The sequence below is a fragment of the Nocardia speluncae NBRC 108251 genome (genome assembly GCF_001613245.1).
Lineage (GTDB): Bacteria > Actinomycetota > Actinomycetes > Mycobacteriales > Mycobacteriaceae > Nocardia > Nocardia speluncae.
Genome location: NZ_BDBZ01000004.1, coordinates 103,110 through 123,602, shown reverse-complemented (window position 1 = coordinate 123,602; position 20,493 = coordinate 103,110). Strand labels below are relative to the sequence as shown.

The window sequence follows — 20,493 nt, the reverse complement described above, 5'->3', positions numbered from 1 at the left end:
TGGCGCACTAGGGTATGCACCTATGACTTCGGACAACCCCGACGAGTGGTGGCAGCACGCGCCCGAGGGGCAACAGAACAAGGAATCCCCCTCGGGGCAGTGGCAACAGGGGTATCGGTCCCAGGGCGGTCAGCCCGGGGTGCAGTGGGGACAGACCGCGGGGCAGACCCCGCAACCTGTTCCGCCGTCGGGCGCATGGGAGGTACCGCCGCTCGGCTCCGGTGGGCAGGGAGGCCCGCCACGGAACAACAATGCCACCTTGATCGCGGTGCTGGCCGTGGTGGTGGTTCTGGTGCTGGCCGGTGTGGCCGGGCTGGTGATCCTACGGTCGGGGGGATCGGAGGAGAACACCGCCGCGGCGGCGAGCACCACCACGGAAACGACCGGCGCGACAACGACTACGGCGACCGAGACGACAACGAGCGCGGCCCCGCCGGTGGAAGGCGCACCGGCCTTGAAGGAGGGACTGTCGCCGGTCGTGCTGTTCGGTCCGACCTTCGAGGACGGTGAGGACACTTACACCATGGCCTTCAAGGATTGGCCGTTCGCGTTCCGGACGCCGGGGTCCTGGGGCTGCATGAAGGGTTCGATCGAGACCATCCCGGATGCCCAGGCGTGGGGGTGTATCGACGAAGGGAACTCCTCGGCCGGCCAGCGAGTGAACCTGATTTTGCGTAAATGCCCGTCCACCTGTGACGCGGGAACCCGGACCGGGTTCGACGGGGACTGGTTCGACAAGGAAGGTGCCGCGAAGCGGTTCGACCCCAACACTTCATATGTCGAGACGCCTACGAGCGACAAGGGCAAGTACACCATCGATCTCAGCCGGTACGTCGCCGCCGAGCCCGGCGGTGAACCGGTCTGGCAGGTGGGGGTCTTCGTGGAGTCTCCATCGGCCACCAAGGATGCGGTCCTGAAGACCCTGAACGACATCCTGACGCAAACGCAATAAACATTTTTGTGATTTAGATCACATGCTAGAAGTTTGCCAGGTTGCTTGGTGAACGCCCTTCTGCCGGGCACAATCATCGCGATACCGCCGCGACCGTTCTATCGGGAGCAGCGGGAACGGTGATCATTTCGCTCGGTACTACCTGAGTGGAGCTGTGTCGGAGTGAATTCGCTCCGGCATAGCTCCAATGGTCCGCGGTAGCCAGCTGCTCGGCGGATGCCGCGAGTACACCGGGGCGCCGCATGGTGTCTCGTGCATCGACCGGCAGAAGGGTGGGCACGTGATCGGGATCGCACTGCGGCGAGGTATCGCCGGCGTACTTCTCACAACGGCCGTCACCGCGGTTGCCGCCGCACCGGGTTGGGCACAACCCTCCGGCAGCGCGAGCGGGTCGGCTTCGGGCTCCAGCTCACTCAGCGCCAGCGGATCGGCCGGGCTCCCGGTATCGACCATCGCCGGCCTCGGCGCCCTCACCGCGGCCACCACGCAGACCGGGAAGATGTACGAATGGGGCGCCACCGGGCCCGATACCTGGGACTGCTCGGCGCTGGTGCAGTGGGCCTTCCGGCAGGTCGGGGTCGCGTTGCCGCGCACCACCTGGGAACAGGCGGAGGTCGGCGCCGCCGTGCCGCCGTATGCATTGGCCCCCGGCGATGTGGTGATCATCAACCAGGATGCTTCCCACGTCGGTATCTACGCCGGATCCGGGCAGGTGCTCAATGCCTACGGCGCCGGGGTACCGGTCGGGCTCACTCCACTCGAACAGTTCTACGTGCACAGCATCCGGCGGTTCTGAGCCGGCCGCGACGTCCGGCATTTCGGGGCCGGCCCGCGCTACTCCACCTGGCGCCGCAACAGCGGGCCGTAATCGGGATGGGCCAGTGCGGAGGCGAACTGCGCGACGAGGTAGTCGCGGGGGTTGCCGGTGTCGTACCAGCGGCCCTGGATGACCTGCCCGTACACGGCGTGGTCGGCGGCGTAGGCGTTGATCGAATCGGTCAGGTATACCTCGCCGGTGCGATGGGTGTACCAGTTCTCGGTCTGCGTACGCAGTTCGTCGATGATGCCGGGCGTGACGACATAGCCGCCGATCGCCGCATAGGCCGACGGCGCGTCGGCGGGTTTCGGCTTCTCCACCAGACCGGAGATTCGCAGCAATCCGTCGTCCAGATCTTCACGCACCACCGGGACGCCGTAGCGCTGGGATTCGTTCGGGTTCATCGGCATCAACGCCAGCACCGGGCACCCCGTGGCCTCGTAGGCGCGAATGAGCTGCTGCGCGCGCGGAACCTCGGCCACGAACACATCGTCGGGCCACAGCACCAGCATCGGCTCGTCGCCGGCGGCGCGAGCCGCATTCAGCACCGGGGTCCCGTTACCGTACGGACCGTGCTGGTCCAGGTAGGTGATATGCCCGAGCCGCGACAATTCGCCGACCTCTTCCACGGCGTCGGCATAGGCGTCCTTGCCGTCGGCACGCAACTGGGCGACCAGCGCCGGATTGGGTCGGAAATGATCCTGGATCAGCGATTTTCCGCCACTGACCACGATGGTGATATCGGTGATACCGGAGGCCACCAGTTCGCGCACCGTATGCTCGATCACCGGCTTGTCGCCGACCGGCAGCATCTCCTTGGGGATCGCCTTCGTCAGCGGCAGCAACCGGGAGCCGATACCGGCAGCGGGAATGACAGCCTTGCGGATCATCATGGGGCCGAGTTTATGGCGAACCCGGGGTGCGCGCGGGTTCCGGCCCCGAGGTTGCGCGTTTCCGCCGTCCGGATGCCGCGCATGACCTCGCCGAACGCGCCGCCCGGCGGGCACCCGGTGTCCAGGTGGATATCTACGCGTGCCCGCGCGCGAGTCCGGTGCCGACCGCGCTGGGCGCGCGGACCCATGCTGTCGATGCGGAGGTAGAGGTGTCTTCGTCGCGGATGGTGGGCGGGTGTGTCGAGGGCTCGGTGTGGTGCGTGCCGCCTGCTCTGGCCGGCGCAGGGCGCTGTCGGTGCCCACGCGTAGATTGCGCGGTATGGACCAACAGGGCCGTGACCAGCGGTGCGAGTGATGTGGGCCGGGGCCCGGCGGACCGTCCGGTGGTGAGTGCGCCCCGCCCCGAGCGTTGTTCCGGAGCACTGCCGCACCCGTTCGCCCGGGAATCGGCGCGACGCTGGGTGCTGCATATGGATATGGATGCGTTCTTCGCCTCCTGTGAGCAGCTCACGCGGCCGACGTTGCAGGGGCGGCCGGTGCTCGTCGGAGGGGCCGGGGCGCGTGGAGTGGTGGCAGGGGCCAGCTACGAGGCGCGGGTGTTCGGGGCGCGGTCGGCCATGCCCATGCACCAGGCGCGGCGGTTGGTGGGGGTGACGGCGGTGGTGGTGCCGCCGCGCGGAGCGTTGTACGGCGTGCTGAGCGGGCGCGTGTTCGACACCCTGCGGGCGCGGATTCCGGTGCTCGAGACACTGTCGTTCGACGAGGCGTTCGGTGAGCCCGCGGAACTGGCGGGTGCGACTGTGCCCGCGGTACTGGATTTCTGCGCGGAGCTACGGGCCGCAGTGCGGGAAAGTACCGGATTGGTGGCCTCGGTGGGTGCGGGTACGGGCAAACAGCTCGCCAAGATCGCGTCGGGAATGGCCAAACCGGACGGGATCCGGGTGATCGCCCCCGGCGAGCAGCAGGAGTTGCTGGCCGGGTTGCCGGTGCGCAAACTATGGGGGATCGGTCCGGTGGCGGGGAACCGGTTGCGGGCACTCGGGATCGAAACGATCGGGGCATTCGCCGCCCTGCCCGAGGTGGAAGCCGTATCGATCCTGGGCGGGAGTATCGGTGCGGCGCTGCATCGACTGGCCCGCGGTATCGATGATCGGCCGGTCGCCGAGCGTGCCGAAGCGAAACAGATCAGTGCCGAAACCACGTATGAGAGCGATATCGTCACTCTGGAACGGTTGCGGCCGGCGATCACCGAGATGGCCGCGGCCGCGCACCGGCGGCTGCTGCGCGACGGGCGGGCCGCGCGCACTGTGGTGCTGAAACTCAAACGCGCCGATATGAGTATCACTACGCGGTCCAGCACCCTGCCCTATGCGACCGAGGATCTGGCCACGCTCACCGCCGCGGCCCAGCGGGCGGCACTGGATCCACGGGAACTGGGGCCGGTGCGGCTGGTAGGGGTCGGGTACGCGGGTTTGTCCACGATCCGGCAGGAATCGTTGTTTCCCGAATTGGACCGATTGGGCGCGGATCCCACGGATCCCGCTGCCGACGTCGCCGGCCACGGCGAAACGGTATCGCCGGCACGCCATTTCCCGAATGGGTCGGCGCATGACGATACGAGTGGACCGGTTGGGCAGGGGTTTCCCGCGGCACCCTCGGTTGCGGGCTCGGCGGACGGCGACCCGGATCCGGCGGGCAGGGGGCAGCGGGTGGTCGCACCCGAGTTTGTGGCAGCAGAGCAAGAGAGCTCTGTGGATTCGGTGAGATCTCCCGTGGGCGAGTCCCCGTCCGAAGCTTCGGACGGGCCCGCCGGCGCGGCGCGCGACGATACCGCCGAAACCTTCGGCGCGGCGGCAGATCCGGGAGTAACCGCTGGTGAAGTCGTGCAATGGCGGGCCGGATCGGATGTCCGGCATCCGGAGTTCGGCTTCGGCTGGGTTCAGGGGTCGGGCCACGGGCGGGTGACCGTCCGGTTCGAGTCTCGCTCGACAGGGCCGGGGATCGCGCGTACTTTCGCTGCCGACAACACCGAGTTGCGCCCTGCGGACCCGCTCGGCAGCCTGTCCTGAATCCCTCCGGGTAGGTTGGTGCCGGGCAGCGTCGCCGGTTCCGGTGGGGCTGCCGCAGCGCACGACACCGACCCCGAACGCAAAGGACGAGCAGTTGAAGCTTCGCAAAACCGGACGTATCGCGATCGCCGGCCTGGCCGCCGCGGCCGCGCTGACCCTGACGGCGTGTGGTAGCGATGATTCCGACTCGGACACCGCAGCGGCTACGAGCACCACGGCCGCGGCCGAGACCACGGAGGCGGAGGCCGATACGCCGCCCGTTCCGACGGCGGCCGATCTGAACGCCCAGCTCCAGCGCGCGCTCGACCCGAACGTTCCGAACGAGGAAAAGCTGGAGATGGTGCAGGGTGCCGAGGCGGATCCGGAGCTGCCGTCCAAGCTGAGCCAGTTCTACTCCCAGTCGGGCGCCACGATCGAGGTCACCGAGGTGCAGGATTTCGGTACCGAGATCCAGGCCAAGGCCAATCTCACACTGAACGACCAGACCAGTGTGGCGGATGTGCCGTTCGTAGCCGAGGACGGGGTGTGGAAGGTCCAGCAGCAGTGGACCTGCACCATGCTCGCCAACGCGCAGATCCAGTCGCCTGCCTGCGCGGCCTGAGTCGGGCGTATGCAGAATCGGCCGGTCCGCACTCGCGCGGACCGGCCGATTCCGTGTCGGGTGGACCTCTCCCCGGATCGGCACGTATGGGCCGGGCACAGAGGTACTCGCGCACTGTCCCGATGGTCGCCGGCCGCGCAAGCGCTGGTCCGGGCACTGCGCCCGTGAGTACCGGTGCAGCGGCTCGTATCGCAAGTGTCTGTGGATGAGCCCTCCGTGATCGCGCCCGTTAGGATGGCGCTCCGTGGCTGACACGATGGTGGTGGCGGCGTCCGAGCCGGCAGAGATCTCCGAAAGTCCGCGACCCCGAATGCGGGGCGGCTGGGCACGGCCGGTGGCCCTGGTATCGGCACTGATCGGGGCGTTACTGGCGGTAGCGGTTCCGTTCCTGCCGGTACGAGTGGACGCCGCGACGTTGTCCTGGCCGCAGGACGATTCCGCCGCGTCGATCGAGGCGCCGCTGGTCGCCTACGCGCCGCTGAACTTCGAAGCCACCGTGCCCTGCGCGGCGATCCAGCAGTTGCCCGCCGGCGGGTTGCTCTCCGCCACCGCGCCGTACGGTGCCCCCGATCTGGAGCGGTACGGATTCCTCGCCCAGGTCCGGCCGCCCACACCGGAATCCGGGCCGGTACTCGACGTTGTGCTGCGTAACCAGTCGCTGTTCAGCGTGCCGGTGGCCGAACTGGCGCCAGGGTGTGAGCTCACCGTGGGTGCGGGGATGACCGAATCGGTGGCCACGCTCACCGGGCACGAACCCGTGGTGCTGGGCGGGGATTACCGGCCGCAGATGGTGGGGGTGTTCAGCGATCTCGCCGATTCGGCGGGTGCTGCCGTCACCGCCGAGGTGGACAGCCGGTACAGCTCCACCCCGACCCTGCTGAAACGCCTCGCGATCTGGGGCGCCGTGCTGGCGACCGTGATCTCGCTGGTGGCCCTGCATCGCCTGGACAACCTCGACGGCCGCCGCGCTCGCCGTTTCCTGCCCGCCCGCTGGTGGACTTTCCGGCCGGTGGATTTCGTGGTGCTCGGCACGCTGGTGCTCTGGCATTTCATCGGCGCCACCACTTCCGACGACGGCTATCAGTTCGGGATGGGCCGCACCTCGCAGGTTGCGGGGTATATGGCGAACTACTTCCGGTACTTCGGCGTGCCGGAGAATCCGATCGGCACCCCGTACTACGACCTCATCGGTGTGATGGCCGATGTGAGTACCGCCAGTCCGTGGGTGCGGCTGCCGACCTTGCTGGCGGGGATCGTGGCCTGGCTGGTGATCAGCCGGGAAGTGGTGCCCCGGTTCGGGGCCGCACTGCACCGCAACCGGTTCGTGCCGTGGACCGGTGCGCTGGTCTTTCTCGCAGTGTGGCTGCCGTACAACAACGGCCTGCGGCCGGAGCCGTTGGTTGCGCTCGGTGTGCTGCTGACCTGGTGTTCGGTGGAGCGCGGGATCGCGACCCGGCGGCTGCTGCCGTTCGCGGTCGCCATTCTGATCGCGGCGTTCAGTTGTACGGCGGGCCCGCACGGGCTGATCTGTCTCGCCGCACTGCTTGCGGGGCTGCGCCCACTGTTCAAGATCATTGCGGCGCGGGCGCCGCGGGTCGGCTGGCTCGCGCAGTTGCTCCCGCTCGGCGCCGCGGGCGTCCTGGTACTCGTCGTCGCCTTCGCGGACCAGACGTTCAGCGCCATGCAGGAAATGCGCCGGGTGCACGAACTGGCCGGGCCGAATGTGCTGTGGTTCGACGAGTACCTCCGCTACCAGTACCTGTTCATGGGCACGGTGGACGGCTCGCTGGCCCGCCGGTTCGGGATATTCGTGCTGGTCGTCGGGCTGGCTGTCTGCCTGGTGACCCTGCTGCACAAGGGCGGCCGGATCCCGACCGCCGCGGTGGGGCCGTCCCGCCGCATTCTGGGGGTCACCGTCGGCGCCATGGTGCTCATGATGACGACGCCGACCAAATGGACCCACCATCTCGGGGTTTTCGCCGGGCTGGCAGGTGCGGTCGCGGTGCTCACCGCGGTGGCGGTCGGGCCGCGGGTCATGCGCGGGCCGCGTAACCGGGCGTTGTTCGCCGCCGGGGTCGCGTTCCTGATGGCACTGGTGTTCTCCGGGCCCAACGGCTGGTGGTACGTCTCCTCCTTCAGCATCCCGTGGTGGGACAAACAACCCTCGGTCGCCGGTATCGCCCTCAACAAGGTGTTCCTGCTGGGTGCGTTACTGCTGCTGGCGCTGGCCGCATGGTGGCATGTGCGGGCACCCGATACCGGACATCACCGGATCTCCCGGTGGGGTTGGCGCTTCGCGAAGATTCCGCCGCTCACGGTGGCGGCGGCATTCATGGTGCTGTTCGAGGTCGCCTCGTTCGCCAAGGGCGCGGTGAGCCAGTATCCGGCGTTCTCCCTGGCCGGGTCGAATTTCAGTGCGCTCACCGGAAACGCATGCGGGCTGGCCCCGCACGTCCTGGTGGAAACCGATCCGAACCGCGGCATGCTCGCCCCACTGGCCGGCGACCCGGCCACCACCCTGGCCGGCAACGGCGCGGGGTTCACGCCGACCGGTGTGGCGGCGGACCTGAGTGCCGATGCCGAACAGGGCGCCGATGCCGCCATCGCCGATTCGATGGGGGGCGAGGGGAGCGGAACCGGGGTCGCCACCGAAACTGCCGGTCCCGCCCTGCCGTTCGGTCTCGACCCCGGGACTCCGGTGCTGGGCAGTTTCCAGGCCGACGGTCCGGCGGAACTGACCAGCGGCTGGTTCCGGCTGCCGTCCGTCGCGGAGCGCGCCGACATCCTCGCGGTGAGCGCCGCCGGACGGATCTGGTCGCGCAACGCCGACGGGGTTGTCACCCACGGACAGTCGTTCGAACTCGAATTCGGGTCGACCACCGCTCCCGGCGCCTCGGCCACCGAACCTGTCGCGCTGCGGCGGGTGAACCCGATCGATATCGGTCCCGCGCCGTCCTGGCGCAACCTGCGGGTTCCGCTGGAGCCGTACGCCGATGCCGATACCGTGCGCATCGTGGCCCACGACCGGGACCGTGATCCGCGGCAGTGGCTCGCCTTCACCCCGCCCCGGATGCCGCAGACCCAGGACCTGAACACGGTCGTGGGCTCCACCGATCCGGTGCTGCTCGACTGGGCTGTCGGCCTGCAGTTCCCGTGCCAGCGGCCGTTCGACCACCGCATCGGCATCGCCGAGGTGCCGAAGTACCGCATCCTGCCGGACCGGGTCGGCGCCCACGACACCAACCTGTGGCAGAACCACGACGGTGGTGGCCCGCTCGGCTGGACCGAACTGCTGTTGCATGCCCGCACCCTGCCGACCTACCTGAACCACGACTGGGACCGCGATTGGGGACAGCTCCAGCAGTTCCTGCCGCGGGATCCGGCCGCGGTACCGGCTCGCCCGCAGGTCATCCAGGAGGATCACCCGGGCACCTGGACGCCCGGCCCGATCAACGTCACCTGGTGAACCCGAGGCCGTCGCGCTGGATACGCTGACCGTCATGTCGACAACTGTGGAGGCTGTCGGGTCGCCGGGGCTCACTGCCGCGGAGGTGGCCCAGCGGCGCCGGGACGGGCTCACCAACGATGTACCGGACCGGGCGGGCCGCTCGGTCCGCGATATCGTCCGGGCGAATGTGTTCACCAGGATCAACGCCATCCTGGGTGTGCTGTTCGTCCTGGTCATGGCCACCGGTTCAGTGATCGACGGCATGTTCGGGCTGCTGATCGTGGCCAACAGTGCGATCGGCATCATCCAGGAGGTCCGGGCGAAGCGGACGCTGGACCGGCTGGCGATCGTGGGCCAGGCCCGGCCCACCGTGCGCCGCGACGGCCGCGCCGAGCAGATCGCACCCAAGGACGTGGTGCTCGACGATCTGATCGAACTCGGTCCCGGTGATCAGATCGTGGTCGACGGTGTGATCGCCGAAGCCGAACTGCTCGAGGTCGACGAATCGCTGCTCACCGGCGAATCCGACGATGTGACCAAAGAGCGGGGCGCACAGGTGCTCTCGGGTAGCTTCGTGGTGTCCGGTTCGGGCGCCTACCGCGCCACCAAGGTCGGTAAAGATGCCTACGCGGCGAAACTTGCCGACGAGGCCAGCAAGTTCACCCTGGTGAACTCGGAGCTGCGCAACGGAATCGACACGATCCTGAAGGTCATCACCTATCTGCTCATCCCGGCCGGCGCGCTCAGCATCTACAACCAGCTGGTGTCCAGCGGGGAGTCCTGGCGGCCCGCGGTCACCGGAATGGTGGCGGCGCTGGTGCCGATGGTGCCGGAAGGCCTGGTGCTGATGACCTCGATCGCGTTCGCGGTCGGGGTGGTGCGACTGGGGCAGCGCAAATGCCTGGTGCAGGAATTGCCCGCGATCGAGGGCCTGGCGCGGGTGGACGTGGTGTGCGCGGACAAGACCGGCACATTGACCGAGAACGGGATGCGACTGGCCGAACTCCGCATGCTCGACGACAGCGCGGGTGCGGAAGACGCTGCACGGCAGGCGCTGGCCGCGATGGCGGCCGACGATCCGCGGCCGAACGCCAGCGTGCAGGCGATCGCGGAAGCGCTGCCGGATACTCCCGGCTGGAAATACACCGCGGTGGCGCCGTTCTCGTCGGCGAAGAAGTGGAGCGGTTTCTCCTACGGTGAGCACGGCGACTGGATGCTCGGAGCTCCCGATGTGCTGCTGGACCCGGGGTCGGTCGATGCCCGTGCCGCGGAGGAGCTGGGCGCCACCGGCCTCCGCGTGCTGCTGCTCGCCCGCGGGGACCGGGTCGTGGACGCCCCCGGTGCGCCCGGGACGATCACTCCCGTCGCGCTGGTGGTGCTGGAGCAGCGGGTCCGGCCCGATGCCCGCGACACCTTGGACTATTTCGCGAGCCAGGACGTTTCCATCAAGGTCATCTCCGGTGACAACGCAGTCTCGGTCGGCGCTGTCGCCTCCTCGCTCGACCTCCCCGGTGGTGACCACGCCGTCGACGCGCGCACCCTGCCCGAGGACAGCGACGAACTGGCCGGGGTTCTGGAGAAACAGACCACCTTCGGCCGGGTGCGGCCCGACCAGAAACGCGCCATGGTGGGTGCACTGCAGTCGCGTGGGCACACCGTCGCGATGACCGGGGACGGGGTGAACGATGTGCTGGCGCTGAAGGACGCCGATATCGGTGTCGCGATGGGTGCCGGGAGCCCGGCGACCCGCGCGGTCGCGCAGATCGTCTTGCTGGACAACAAATTCGCGACCCTCCCGTACGTGGTGAGTGAGGGCCGGCGAGTGATCGGCAATATCGAACGGGTCTCGAATCTGTTCCTCACCAAAACCGTGTACTCGGTCCTGCTCGCCTTCCTGGTAGGCGCGGCGGGAGTGGGCTCGCAGATCTTCGGCTACGACCCGATCGGCTACCCGTTCCTGCCCCGGCACGTGACGATCGCGGCCTGGTTCACCATCGGTATCCCCGCCTTCATCCTGTCGCTGGCCCCGAACAACGAACGCGCCCGGTCCGGTTTCGTCGGCCGGGTGATGCGATTGGCGATCCCGTCGGGTGTGGTGATCGGCACGGCGACCTTCATCGCCTACCTCATCGCCTACGCCGGACCCGAAGCCAGCGACGAACAGAAGGTGCAGGCGGGTACTACCGCCCTCATCACGCTGATCATGATCGCGGTCTGGGTACTGGCGATCGTTGCCCGGCCGTACAACTGGTGGAAGATCGTGCTGCTGGTCGTCTCGGTGGTCGCGTACCTGGTGCTGTTCACGGTGCCGTTCACCCGTGAGTTCTTCGCACTCGACCCGTCGAACATCGCCCTCACCACCGCTGCCTTGCTCTGCGGCGCCGTCGGCATCGTACTGGTGGAGGTTGCCTGGTGGGTGAGTGCGACGCTACGCGGCGAATCGCACAAGTTGCTCCCTGCGGCCCCGGGTGAATCCTGAATCGATGTCTTGTGAGTACCGCACCGCTCGCGTCGTACGCCGCGGCCCGGCACTTGTCACCGTGCCGCGTTACTGTCACGGAATCTCCGCGGGCCGGCCGGCGTCCCCCGGGGCCGGGCCCAGGCGAGTCCGGTCGGCGCGGGGCAGAAAGCTCTTCGACGAGAGGTAGACACCACAATGCCGACCGAGCTCGACGTACGTCCCGCACGTCGCGATGAGATCGCGGCGTTGGCGCGCACGCTGGCCGATGCCTTCCAGGACGACCCGGTGATGGAGTGGATGCTGCCGGACTCACGGCGCCGTGCGAAGGGCTTGGCGCGACTGTTCGCCGCCCAGACCCGGTATCAGCATTTCGCCTCCGGCGGTGTGGATATCGCCGTGGATTCGGCGGGGACGATCGCGGGCGCCGCGCTGTGGGATCCACCCGGCCGGTGGAAAACCTCGTCACTGACCGAGTTGCGGATGCTGCCACAGATGGTGCGGGTGTTCGGCAGCCGGATGCGGGCCGGGAAGCAGCTGGTCGAGCTCATGACCGCCGCCCATCCGGAGGAACCGCACTGGTATCTCGCCACGATCGGCACCGATCCGCGGCAGCGCGGTGGCGGATACGGGCGGGCGCTGCTGAACGAGCGCCTCGCGGTCTGCGACCGCGAGGGAATACCGGCCTACCTGGAATCGAGTAAACAGGCGAACCTCGGCTACTACGAACGGTTCGGATTCGAGGTGACCGGGACGATCACCGTCCCGGACGGGCCCGATCTGTGGCCGATGTGGCGCACGCCCCGAACCGGAGCCTGAAGTCGCTTCAGCGGGTGGGAGCCGGTTCTGGTTTTCCGGCGTATCGTGCGCGGCCGGGGGTACGGCCGAGCACGGTGCGATAGACGTCGATGAAGGCACTCGCGGAGGCCCAGCCGCAGCGACCGGCCACCGTGGTGACGGGCAGCCCCTCGGCCAGTAGCCGGACGGCCCGGTGCAGGCGCAGCTGGGTCCGCCACTGCGGGTAGGTCATGGCCAGTTCGGTGCGGAACAGGCGGGTGAGCGTGCGTTCGCTCGCGCCGATTCGCCGGCCCAGGGCGGAGAGTGTCCACCCGGCTGTCGGATCCTGTTCGACCAGCGCACAGGCTCGCCGGAGTCGTTCGTCGCGTGCGGCGGGGAGCCCCAGCTGCTGTGGCGGGCTGCGGCGTAGCTGATCGAGCAGCACCTGTTGTAACCGATCCAGCTCGGCGCCGGGCAGACCGGCCGGTGACGAACAGGTGATCACGAGTTCGCGGACCAGCGCTGGGGTGCCGACCACCGTGGGGGTGGTCCAGCCGGGGGAGCGGCCGGGCGGGAAAGCCACGCAGTGGAAACGGGTGGGACCGTAGAAGTGGTGTTCGTGCCAGTGCCCGGCCGGGATCCAGATCGCCCGATCGGCCGGGGCGATCCAGCAACCGGTATCGGTGCGTACTTCGGCCGCGCCGGAACTGGCGTAGACGAGCTGATGTTCGCTGTGCCGGTGCCGGCTGATCTGTGCACCACCGGACAGATCCTGTACCGAGGTGGGCGCAGGGTAGGTTTGGCGGGTTTCCGGCATAACTTGTCATTTTATCGGAAGTCCGTAACCGTCCGGATTCCTACCGTGAATGTGGAGGAATCGCGGGAAGGGTACCGAGAGTGTGGGATACGGTCGACGCCGGAGCGGCGGAACACCGGGAAACCGTGTGGAAACGTATGCGGTACTGGGTGTTCGCGCATATCGTCGACGACTTCTACCAGGGGCTGGTACCGGCTGCCGTCCCGTTCTTCGTACTCGAACGTGGCTACAGCTATGTCGCCGCGGCCGGCCTCGCGCTGGCTGCGACCCTGGGCAGTGCGCTGCCGCAACCCCTGCTGGGGATCCTGGTCGACCGCTGGAAACTGCTGTGGCTGGCACCGGCGGGTCTCGTGGTCGCCGGGGTAGGTGCGGGACTCGCCGGCCTTGCACCGACATATTGGCTGGTCTGGTCGCTGCTGCTGGTCTCGGGACTGGGCGTCGCCGCATTCCATCCGGCGGCCGGCCGGGACGCGCGGCGCGCGGCCGGCGAGAGCACCACCGCCATGAGCCTGTTCGCCGCCGGGGGAAGTATCGGCTTCTTCCTCGCTCCTGCACTCGTCACACCCGCCCTGGTTTCGCTGGGGGTGGCCGGTACGGCGCTTTTCGTGCCGCCCGCCGTGCTGATGGCCTTCGTTCTGTGGCGGCATCAGCAGCGTTGCAGCGCCCGGAAATCGTTTGTTCCCGCCGTGACCGGCCGGGACCGCTGGCTGCCGTTCTTCCTGCTGACCGCCGTGGAAGTGGTCCGCTCGGTGGTGTTCACCGGGATCAACACCTTCCTCGCGCTGTATTTCATCGTCTACCTCGGTGCCGGCCGGTTCCTGGGTGGTGTCGCGCTGACCGCTTTCCTGGTCGGCGGTGTACTCGGGACGCTGGCCGGGGGCCGGGTGGCGGACCGGATCGGGATGCTGGCAACCATCCGGATCGGCTGTGCCGCCGCCGTTCCCGCACTGGTCGCGTTACGCCTGATATCGGATGCCGGACCGGCGCTCGCGGCCGCGATACTCGCCGGGGTCGCCGTGAATCTGCCCTTCGCGGTCTTCGTGAAGCTCGGGCAGGACTATCTGCCCGCCCGGCCGGGCACAGCGGCGGGCGTGACCCTCGGACTAGCGGTGAGCGCCGGTGGCATGTTCGTTCCCGTTCTCGGCGCCCTCGCCGACCGCCACGGCCCCAGGCCGTCCTGAGCGCGGTGTGCTGGCTGCCGCTCGCCGCGCTCGCGCTCGCCCTCCTGCTGCCCCGGCCTCGAGCCGGCCTTGCTTGACCCCGCAGCGGCTGGATCGCAGCACCGCCGAGTTCGCGGCACTCACTGCGCCCGTGCTGGTGTCCCCCGGCGTCGACTCGCGGCATCCGGCGGCTCTGGCCGAGGAACTGGTCCGCCGCATGCCGCGTGGATACCTGGCGCCGGCGTTCGCGGGTGGTATGGCCTCCGCCGCCGAACTCGCCGATTCCCTCGCACCACCGATACGGAGGTTCCTGCGCACTGCCGGTGCCTGACCGGGGAGATTTGCGGCACGTGCTCCATAGAGGCTCAGATGGCTTGTGCAGGGCGTCTATTCGCGGCTGGAGTACCTTCATGGCATGGAGGTTCTGCTGCACCAGATCGACGCGTTCGCCGACGCACCGTTCTCCGGGAACCCGGCCGCGGTCATGCCGTTACCGGATTGGTTACCCGACAGCGTGCTGCAACAGCTGGCCGAGGAGAACAACCTGGCCGAGACCGCGTTCTACACCTCGCGCTTGCCTCCGGAGGCCGGACCGCCGCCCGGCGACGGGCCCGCCTACCACCTGCGCTGGTTCACCCCGGCAGTGGAAGTGGCGATGTGCGGGCATGCGACCCTGGCGAGTGCCGCGCAGATCCTCACCGATACCGCGCCGGGGGAGGACCGGGTCAATTTCTTCACCCGCAGTGGCTGGCTACCGGTAGACCGCACGGACGACGACGTCTACGTTCTGGACCTGCCGGCCGTCGCGTCCGTGCCGGGCGATTCCGATCCGGCGCTGGTGGCCGCGCTCGGCGTGGAACCGGTGCGGGCGTTCACCGGAACCGATGTGGTGCTCGTGATGGAGTCCGAGCAGCAGGTCCGGGACCTGGCGCCGGCGCTGAGCGCGTTCCCGCCGCTGGCCCGCGGTGTGATCGTGACGGCGCCCGGTGACGAGGTGGACTTCGTATCGCGGTTCTTCGCCCCCGGCGCCGGCGTACCGGAAGATCCGGTGACCGGTTCGGCGCATGCGCAACTCGCGCCGTTGTGGAGCACCGAACTCGGGCGGCACCGAATGGTCGCCCGGCAGCTGTCCCGGCGCGGCGGCACGCTGGGGGTCGAACTGGCCGGTGAACGAGTACTGCTGAGCGGCCGGTGCCGCCGGTATCTCGACGGTGTGGTGAGTCTGGATTTCTGAATCAGCCCGCCGGGACGGCGCCGTCGTCGGGCCGCGGGGCGACCGGGTCCGCGCTATCCGGTAGCAGAGGCGCCACCGCGAAACGTTCGGCGACGGCATCCGCCGGGAGAGCCTGGACGGTGCGGATCCCGGGCCGGCCCGCCAGTTCGCGTAGCCGGGACAGCGGCGCCCGGATGACCAGCCCGGGTGAGCAGGCGCAGCCGGTCCGCAGCCGGACGATGGACACATCCAGAACCTGGGCGCCGCGGGTGCCGTCGGCGGTGTAACGGCGGCGGTCGGCCAACTGCCAGGCCGCGTCCGTACCGGACCGGGTCAGCGCTGTTGCGTTCTCGGGAACCTGGACCGCCACCAACGGGGTCGCCACCCGGGGGATCGGTACTCGATACAGCGCCCGGCTCACCCGCAGACCACCCGACAGGCCGGGGAGAGCGGCGGCGGGACCGTAGTCGGTGAACGACACGAGCGCCCAGCGGTCGCCGTCGTCGGAGCCGGACAGCGAATCACGTGCCCGGTCGAGGTATTCCGCGATCGTTTCCCCGGTTTCGGGGCCGAGCCGGTCGGTGGAGACCCCGTCCGGGGCGGGCGGGGTCGCGATACCGAGCGCCACGACGACCGCCGCGCATACCGCGGCCGCGGCACCGAACCCCAGGGCCCGCAACCGGCCACGGTCGCGTACAGACTGTGATGCCGGGGGATCCTGGTCTACGGGCACGGCGGGTCAGGCCTCGCGCAAGGTCCGCAATGCCACGGCGAGGTCGTCGGGGTAGTCGCTGGTGATCTCCAGGTAGCGGCCGTCGGCCGGATGCTGGAAGCCCAGTGAGCGGGCGTGCAGCCATTGGCGTTGCAGCCCGAGCCGCTCGGCCAGCCGCGGGTCCGCGCCATAGGTGAGGTCTCCGCAGCAGGGATGCCGAATGGCCGAGAAATGCACCCTGATCTGGTGGGTCCGGCCCGTTTCCAGATGGATATCGAGCAGGCTGGCGGCCTGGAACGCCTCCACCGTGTCGTAGTGGGTGACGCTGGGCCGGCCGTCGGAGGTCACCGCGAATTTCCACTCGCCGCCGCGAGCCCGGCCGATGGGGGCGTCGATGGTGCCGCTGCTGGGATCGGGATGGCCCTGCACCAGCGCGTGATAGCGCTTGTCCACGGTGCGCTGCTTGAAGGCACGCTTGAGCACGGTGTAGGCGTGCTCGGACTGCGCGACCACCATGACCCCCGAGGTGCCGACATCGAGCCGGTGCACGATGCCCTGCCGTTCGTGGGCGCCGGAGGTGGAGATCCGGTACCCGGCTGCCGCGAGACCGCCCACCACGGTGGGCCCGCTCCAGCCGACGCCGGCGTGTGCGGCCACACCGACCGGTTTGTCGACGGCGACGATATCGTCGTCGGCGTAGAGGATCCTCATCCCCTCCACCGGCGCGGCCTCGATGGTCAGCGCGCGGCGGGGTTCGGGGAACACCACTTCCAGCCACGCGCCCGCGATGAGCCGATCGGATTTTCCGGCGGCCGCGCCGTCGAGCTGTACCGACCCTTCCTCGGCGAGGGCGGCCACTGCCGTCCGGGACAGGCCGAGCAACCGTGCGAGTCCGGCATCCACCCGCATGCCGTCGAGCCCGTCGGGTACGGGCATGGTTCTGGTCTCCCTCATGCGGCGGTGTCCTTGCCGGTGCGGGTGGCCGGGGTGCCGGCGGCGGCCTCGGGTTCCGGGTCGCGGCGGGGCTCGCCAGGATCGGGTGCGGGGGATTCGCCGGTTTCGCTGCCGGGGTCATCGGCCGGGCCGGGCCGGGTGGTGGCGGGCGGCGGCGTAGCGGAGGCAGTGGTGTCCTCGGCGGGGTCGTTGCGGTTGTAGCGGGTGCCGTCGGGTTCGAAGCCGAACACCGTCAGCACCACCAGCAGGATGGCGCCGCAGACGATCGAGGAATCGGCCACATTGAACACCGGGAAGGAGCCGACCGAGAAGAAGTCGACCACATGCCCCTGCATCGGGCCCGGCGCCCGGAACAACCGGTCCATCAGGTTGCCGAACGCGCCGCCCAGTACCCCGCCGAGGCCGATCGCCCACAGCGGCGAACGCAGGGTACGGCCGATCCGCAGGACACCGATCACGACTGCGGCCGCGATGAGCGTGAGCAGCCAGGTCATTCCCGTAGCCATCGAGAACGCGGCGCCCGGATTACGCACCAGGACGAGCTGGACGAAATCCCCGATCAGCGAGATCCGTTCACCGGGCTGGATCTGCTGGACGACCACAACCTTCGTGATGAGATCCAGCGTGAACAAGGACACCGCGATCGTCAGCAGGAGCGCCAGCCGCTGGCGGGGCTGTTGTTCGTCCCCACTCGGGCGGTCGGGGTCGTCCTGCTCACGCGTCCGGTCCTTGTTCACGCCGACCATCATCTCTCGAGGCAGCCCGGCCCGGCACGTGGGCACCCGCCACGTGTGCATATGGTGCCCCCACCGGTGTTCCTCGGAATGATTGCCCCCGAATGTCCCAGCCCTTCCTCAGGAACGCCTCGTAGGCTGTCGGGCGTGACGGTGTTGTGTTCGCTTCCTTCGGCCCGCCAGGCGCGGTCCAGAGTGCTGATGCTGGTTCTCGCGCTGGGACTGACCACTTTCGGGGCCGGTTGCAGCGATGCGGGGGATTCGGCGGCCGAGGCGGACGGTACCGAACCCCTGGGTATCGGTAACGAGGTCACGGTGCCGATCGCCGCGGCGCAGGTGAACGTCGTGGACCCCGGTAGCGAACCCCGAACGCTACTGCGGCCCTCCTATTACGACGGCACGATCCAAGCAGTCACCCTGCGCACCGATCACCACATCCAGCAGCAGATCGATGCCCAGCAGGTGCGCGACTTCTCCAGTCCCGCGCTCACCATCCCGATGACAGCCACCGCGGACTCCGACGGGGTGGAACTGACCCTCGGCGAGGTCACCACCCCTGATCCGGCGCTGTCGGAGGCGCTGACCGCGGCCGGTGGTTCGCATGCCGGACTGGAGATGAGCGAACTCGGCGGTATCACCGCGCTGCGGCTGGCGCCCTCACCGGAAACGTCGAACTCGGCGCGGGCCGCCTTGGAGCAGGCCTTCTACCAGGCTGTCTACCGGTCCATCACCTTCCCCGACGAACCGGTCGGGGAAGGTGCGGTATGGCAGGTACGACAGACGGTCGGCGGCGGGGTCGACCTGGACCAGGTCACCACGGCCACGCTCATAGCGCGGGACGGAGGCAGGCTGTCCATCCGGCTCGACGTCACCCAGACGCCGCAATCGAGTACCTGGGATCTGCCGAACGCGGCCGGCACCCTCGATATCGAGGACTACACAATGCAGGGCAGCGGCGAGATCACCGTCGATCTGGGGTTACCGCTTCCCATCTCCGGATCGATCAGTATCGGCGGGCATCAGTTCTACCGGAACCCGCGTAACGCGACCGAGTTGCGGCAGGTCATCGAGACGAACGTGAGCTGGGGCGACTGATTCCGGCCGGGTTGTGCCGGTCACCGGCGCTCGGCGCGGCGGGGGCCTAAGCTCGCAGTATCCGACAATTCGATCCGAGACCGGAGGTCTTGTGATGTCTGATGTCTCCCCGATTCCCGAAGGTTATCCCACTATTTCGCCCGGTTTGGCGATCGCCGGCGCCGCCGAGGCGGTCGAGTTCTACAAACGTGTCTTCGGCGCCACCGAGCGGATGCGCATCCCCGGGCCGGACGGCACGGTGATGCACTGCGAATTGCTCATCGGAAACTCCGTGCTCATGCTCGGCGATCCGGCACCCGATATGGCCTTCCGCGATCCGCATTCGATCGGCGGTACACCGGTCAACCTGTACGTGTATGTGGCGGATATGGATGCCGCCTACGCCGTCGCGCTGGCGGGCGGGGCGACCGAGATCAGCGCCCCGGAAACCCAGTTCTACGGCGACCGCACCGGTTCGTTCGTCGACCCGTGGGGACATCAGTGGACTGTCTCCACTCATGTGGAAGATATCGAGCCGGCGGAAATGCAGCGGCGCATGGATCAGCTGGGATCCTGACCCGGTGCCGCTCCCGGCGCTGTTCTCGACCGGATAACCGGACCCGCCCCCGCCGCTCGGTGCCGATGATTACCATGATCGGGTCGATGTAGCGGGAAAGGTCGGGCGGATGCGGGTGCTGGCCGTGGACGACGAGCCGCCGGCGCTGGACGAGCTGCTGTATCTCCTGCGCGCCGAGCCCGCGGTGACCGAACTCCACGGCGCCGCCGACGCGACCGGTGCGCTGCGGATACTGCGTGCACACGGCGCCGATGTGGTGTTCCTCGATATCAACATGCCGGGCCTGGACGGTATGGAACTGGCGGGCGTGCTCGCCGAATTCGCCGATCCACCGGCCATCGTCTTCGTCACGGCACACGAAGACCACGCGGTGGCGGCGTTCGACCTCGGCGCGGTGGACTACCTGCTCAAACCGGTGCGACAGGTTCGCCTCGGCGCGGCATTGCGGCGGGTCACCGACCGGCGAGCCCGCATCGGACCGGATCCCGCGCCGGCCGGGAACAACGAGGTGATCCCGGTCGAACTCGGCGGCGTGACCACGCTGGTGCACCGGTCACAGGTGAGCTGGGTGGAGGCGGAGGGCGACTACGCCCGGCTGCATACCGATACCGGTTCGCATTTGGTACGGATCCCGCTGTCGGCACTGCAGGAACGCTGGCGTGACGGCTTCCTGCGGGTGCACCGGTCGTACCTGGTGGCACTGGACCGGGTCACCGGCCTGCGAACGGTCGGCGCCGCGACCCGGGTCTGCCTGCGTGGCGCCCCGCAGGTGGAACTACCGGTGAGTCGGCGGCAGGTCCGTGAACTCAAACAGCGGCTGGTGCAGGGCCCGCATCCGGACCGGCGATGATCGGCCCGCCCCCCAAAGGCCCGCGCGAGCGGGTGGTACTCGCCGAACGCCGCGGCGCGCGGCGGGTGCGCACGCGGGTGGAGGTCGCCGAGCAGACCGAGATCGGTGCTGCGCTGATCGGCGGTCTGATCCGCGCGCAACTCGGGCTGGCATTGAGTTGCGCACTGGTGATGGCACTGCTGCTCGCGGCGCTACCACTGCTGTTCCGGGTGACCGCGGTGGCCGAGACAGTGGTACTCGGGATCCGGTTGCCCTGGCTGATCCTGGGCGGGGCGGCGTATCCGCTGCTGTGGCTGACCGGCCGGATCTACGTGCGGCTCGCCGAACGCAACGAACACGATTTCCTCGAACTCACCAGGGATTGACGAGGGTGCCCGCAACCACGAC

At 68.7% G+C, this 20,493-nt stretch carries 18 protein-coding genes and 1 pseudogene; 14 read left to right on the top strand and 5 right to left on the bottom strand.

What is annotated here, in order from left to right; translation table 11 throughout:
* Positions 1-22 precede the first annotated feature (22 nt).
* Entirely contained in the window at positions 23-952 is a 930-nt protein-coding gene (locus NS6_RS07860) for a hypothetical protein (RefSeq protein ID WP_068038757.1), read from the top strand.
* 280 nt (positions 953-1,232) lie between these two features.
* Positions 1,233-1,748, top strand: a complete 516-nt coding sequence (locus tag NS6_RS07855) for a C40 family peptidase (protein WP_068038884.1) — start codon at positions 1,233-1,235, stop codon at positions 1,746-1,748.
* Positions 1,749-1,786: 38 nt separating this feature from the next.
* On the opposite strand, the gene NS6_RS07850 is transcribed toward NS6_RS07855, so the two are convergent.
* Entirely contained in the window at positions 1,787-2,662 is an 876-nt protein-coding gene (locus NS6_RS07850; RefSeq protein WP_068038753.1) for a UTP--glucose-1-phosphate uridylyltransferase, read from the bottom strand.
* 386 nt (positions 2,663-3,048) lie between these two features.
* Between NS6_RS07850 and NS6_RS07845 the strand changes: the two genes are divergently transcribed.
* The 5 genes from NS6_RS07845 (at position 3,049) to NS6_RS07825 (ending at position 12,057) form a co-directional block, all read left to right on the top strand.
* Positions 3,049-4,731, top strand: a complete 1,683-nt coding sequence (locus NS6_RS07845; protein WP_068038880.1) for a DNA polymerase IV — start codon at positions 3,049-3,051, stop codon at positions 4,729-4,731.
* A gap of 94 nt (positions 4,732-4,825) precedes the next feature.
* Positions 4,826-5,332: a WKL family lipoprotein gene (locus NS6_RS07840; RefSeq protein WP_068038877.1), complete on the top strand. Its 507-nt coding sequence runs from the start codon at positions 4,826-4,828 to the stop codon at positions 5,330-5,332.
* A gap of 310 nt (positions 5,333-5,642) precedes the next feature.
* Positions 5,643-8,798, top strand: a complete 3,156-nt coding sequence (locus NS6_RS07835; RefSeq protein WP_245669185.1) for an arabinosyltransferase domain-containing protein — start codon at positions 5,643-5,645, stop codon at positions 8,796-8,798.
* A 34-nt stretch (positions 8,799-8,832) separates the two neighbouring features.
* The gene (locus NS6_RS07830) at positions 8,833-11,259 is read left to right on the top strand and encodes an HAD-IC family P-type ATPase (RefSeq protein ID WP_068038748.1); all 2,427 of its coding nucleotides are present in this window, start codon (positions 8,833-8,835) and stop codon (positions 11,257-11,259) included.
* Positions 11,260-11,436: 177 nt separating this feature from the next.
* Complete coding sequence (locus NS6_RS07825; RefSeq protein ID WP_068038741.1) at positions 11,437-12,057, top strand: GNAT family N-acetyltransferase; 621 nt, start codon at positions 11,437-11,439, stop codon at positions 12,055-12,057.
* 7 nt (positions 12,058-12,064) lie between these two features.
* Here the strand turns inward: NS6_RS07825 and NS6_RS07820 are convergent, their stop codons facing one another.
* Positions 12,065-12,832, bottom strand: a complete 768-nt coding sequence (locus NS6_RS07820; protein ID WP_068038739.1) for an AraC family transcriptional regulator — start codon at positions 12,830-12,832, stop codon at positions 12,065-12,067.
* Between the two features lie 137 nt (positions 12,833-12,969).
* Between NS6_RS07820 and NS6_RS07815 the strand changes: the two are divergent.
* From NS6_RS07815 to NS6_RS07805, 3 genes and pseudogenes are all read left to right on the top strand, one after another.
* Positions 12,970-14,090, top strand: a pseudogene (locus NS6_RS07815) (MFS transporter).
* A complete protein-coding gene (locus NS6_RS07810; RefSeq protein ID WP_068038737.1) occupies positions 14,087-14,323 on the top strand; it encodes a hypothetical protein in 237 nt (78 codons plus the stop codon). The pseudogene NS6_RS07815 and the gene NS6_RS07810 overlap by 4 nt, the downstream one beginning before the upstream one ends.
* Before the next feature lie 84 nt (positions 14,324-14,407).
* Positions 14,408-15,226 carry a PhzF family phenazine biosynthesis protein gene (locus NS6_RS07805; protein ID WP_068038734.1) on the top strand — a complete coding sequence of 273 codons (819 nt, stop codon included), beginning with the start codon at positions 14,408-14,410 and terminating at the stop codon, positions 15,224-15,226.
* A 1-nt stretch (position 15,227) separates the two neighbouring features.
* Here NS6_RS07805 and NS6_RS07800 read toward each other — a convergent pair whose 3' ends face one another.
* The 3 genes from NS6_RS07800 to lspA are packed head-to-tail and all read right to left on the bottom strand — an operon-like array spanning position 15,228 to position 17,617.
* Positions 15,228-15,884, bottom strand: a complete 657-nt coding sequence (locus tag NS6_RS07800) for a hypothetical protein (protein ID WP_068038731.1) — start codon at positions 15,882-15,884, stop codon at positions 15,228-15,230.
* A gap of 60 nt (positions 15,885-15,944) precedes the next feature.
* Positions 15,945-16,871, bottom strand: coding sequence for an RluA family pseudouridine synthase (locus NS6_RS07795; RefSeq protein WP_068038727.1), 927 nt, complete (start codon positions 16,869-16,871; stop codon positions 15,945-15,947).
* Positions 16,868-17,617 carry a signal peptidase II gene (lspA, locus tag NS6_RS07790; protein ID WP_371859313.1) on the bottom strand — a complete coding sequence of 250 codons (750 nt, stop codon included), beginning with the start codon at positions 17,615-17,617 and terminating at the stop codon, positions 16,868-16,870. Before lspA ends, NS6_RS07795 begins: the two co-directional genes overlap by 4 nt.
* A gap of 135 nt (positions 17,618-17,752) precedes the next feature.
* Between lspA and NS6_RS07785 the strand changes: the two genes are divergently transcribed.
* From NS6_RS07785 to NS6_RS07770, 4 genes are all read left to right on the top strand, one after another.
* On the top strand, positions 17,753-18,700 hold the full coding sequence (locus NS6_RS07785; RefSeq protein ID WP_307647236.1) for a hypothetical protein: 948 nt from the start codon (positions 17,753-17,755) through the stop codon (positions 18,698-18,700).
* 94 nt (positions 18,701-18,794) lie between these two features.
* The gene (locus NS6_RS07780; RefSeq protein WP_068038724.1) at positions 18,795-19,256 is read left to right on the top strand and encodes a VOC family protein; all 462 of its coding nucleotides are present in this window, start codon (positions 18,795-18,797) and stop codon (positions 19,254-19,256) included.
* A gap of 109 nt (positions 19,257-19,365) precedes the next feature.
* On the top strand, positions 19,366-20,106 hold the full coding sequence (locus NS6_RS07775) for a LytR/AlgR family response regulator transcription factor (protein WP_068038721.1): 741 nt from the start codon (positions 19,366-19,368) through the stop codon (positions 20,104-20,106).
* Positions 20,103-20,471, top strand: a complete 369-nt coding sequence (locus NS6_RS07770; RefSeq protein WP_068038718.1) for a hypothetical protein — start codon at positions 20,103-20,105, stop codon at positions 20,469-20,471. The genes NS6_RS07775 and NS6_RS07770 overlap by 4 nt, the downstream gene beginning before the upstream one ends.
* Positions 20,472-20,493: the final 22 nt, after the last annotated feature.

What these genes read in the sequence shown, in the direction of transcription:
- NS6_RS07860 (WP_068038757.1), top strand. Translation starts at nt 23, where the DNA reads ATGACTTCGGACAACCCCGACGAGTGGTGGCAGCACGCGCCCGAGGGG.
- NS6_RS07850 (WP_068038753.1), bottom strand. Translation starts at nt 2,662, where the DNA reads ATGATGATCCGCAAGGCTGTCATTCCCGCTGCCGGTATCGGCTCCCGG.
- NS6_RS07835 (WP_245669185.1), top strand. Translation starts at nt 5,643, where the DNA reads ATGCGGGGCGGCTGGGCACGGCCGGTGGCCCTGGTATCGGCACTGATC.
- NS6_RS07830 (WP_068038748.1), top strand. Translation starts at nt 8,833, where the DNA reads ATGTCGACAACTGTGGAGGCTGTCGGGTCGCCGGGGCTCACTGCCGCG.
- NS6_RS07825 (WP_068038741.1), top strand. Translation starts at nt 11,437, where the DNA reads ATGCCGACCGAGCTCGACGTACGTCCCGCACGTCGCGATGAGATCGCG.
- NS6_RS07820 (WP_068038739.1), bottom strand. Translation starts at nt 12,832, where the DNA reads ATGCCGGAAACCCGCCAAACCTACCCTGCGCCCACCTCGGTACAGGAT.
- NS6_RS07805 (WP_068038734.1), top strand. Translation starts at nt 14,408, where the DNA reads ATGGAGGTTCTGCTGCACCAGATCGACGCGTTCGCCGACGCACCGTTC.
- NS6_RS07795 (WP_068038727.1), bottom strand. Translation starts at nt 16,871, where the DNA reads ATGAGGGAGACCAGAACCATGCCCGTACCCGACGGGCTCGACGGCATG.
- lspA (WP_371859313.1), bottom strand. Translation starts at nt 17,617, where the DNA reads ATGGTCGGCGTGAACAAGGACCGGACGCGTGAGCAGGACGACCCCGAC.
- NS6_RS07780 (WP_068038724.1), top strand. Translation starts at nt 18,795, where the DNA reads ATGTCTGATGTCTCCCCGATTCCCGAAGGTTATCCCACTATTTCGCCC.
- NS6_RS07775 (WP_068038721.1), top strand. Translation starts at nt 19,366, where the DNA reads ATGCGGGTGCTGGCCGTGGACGACGAGCCGCCGGCGCTGGACGAGCTG.
- NS6_RS07770 (WP_068038718.1), top strand. Translation starts at nt 20,103, where the DNA reads ATGATCGGCCCGCCCCCCAAAGGCCCGCGCGAGCGGGTGGTACTCGCC.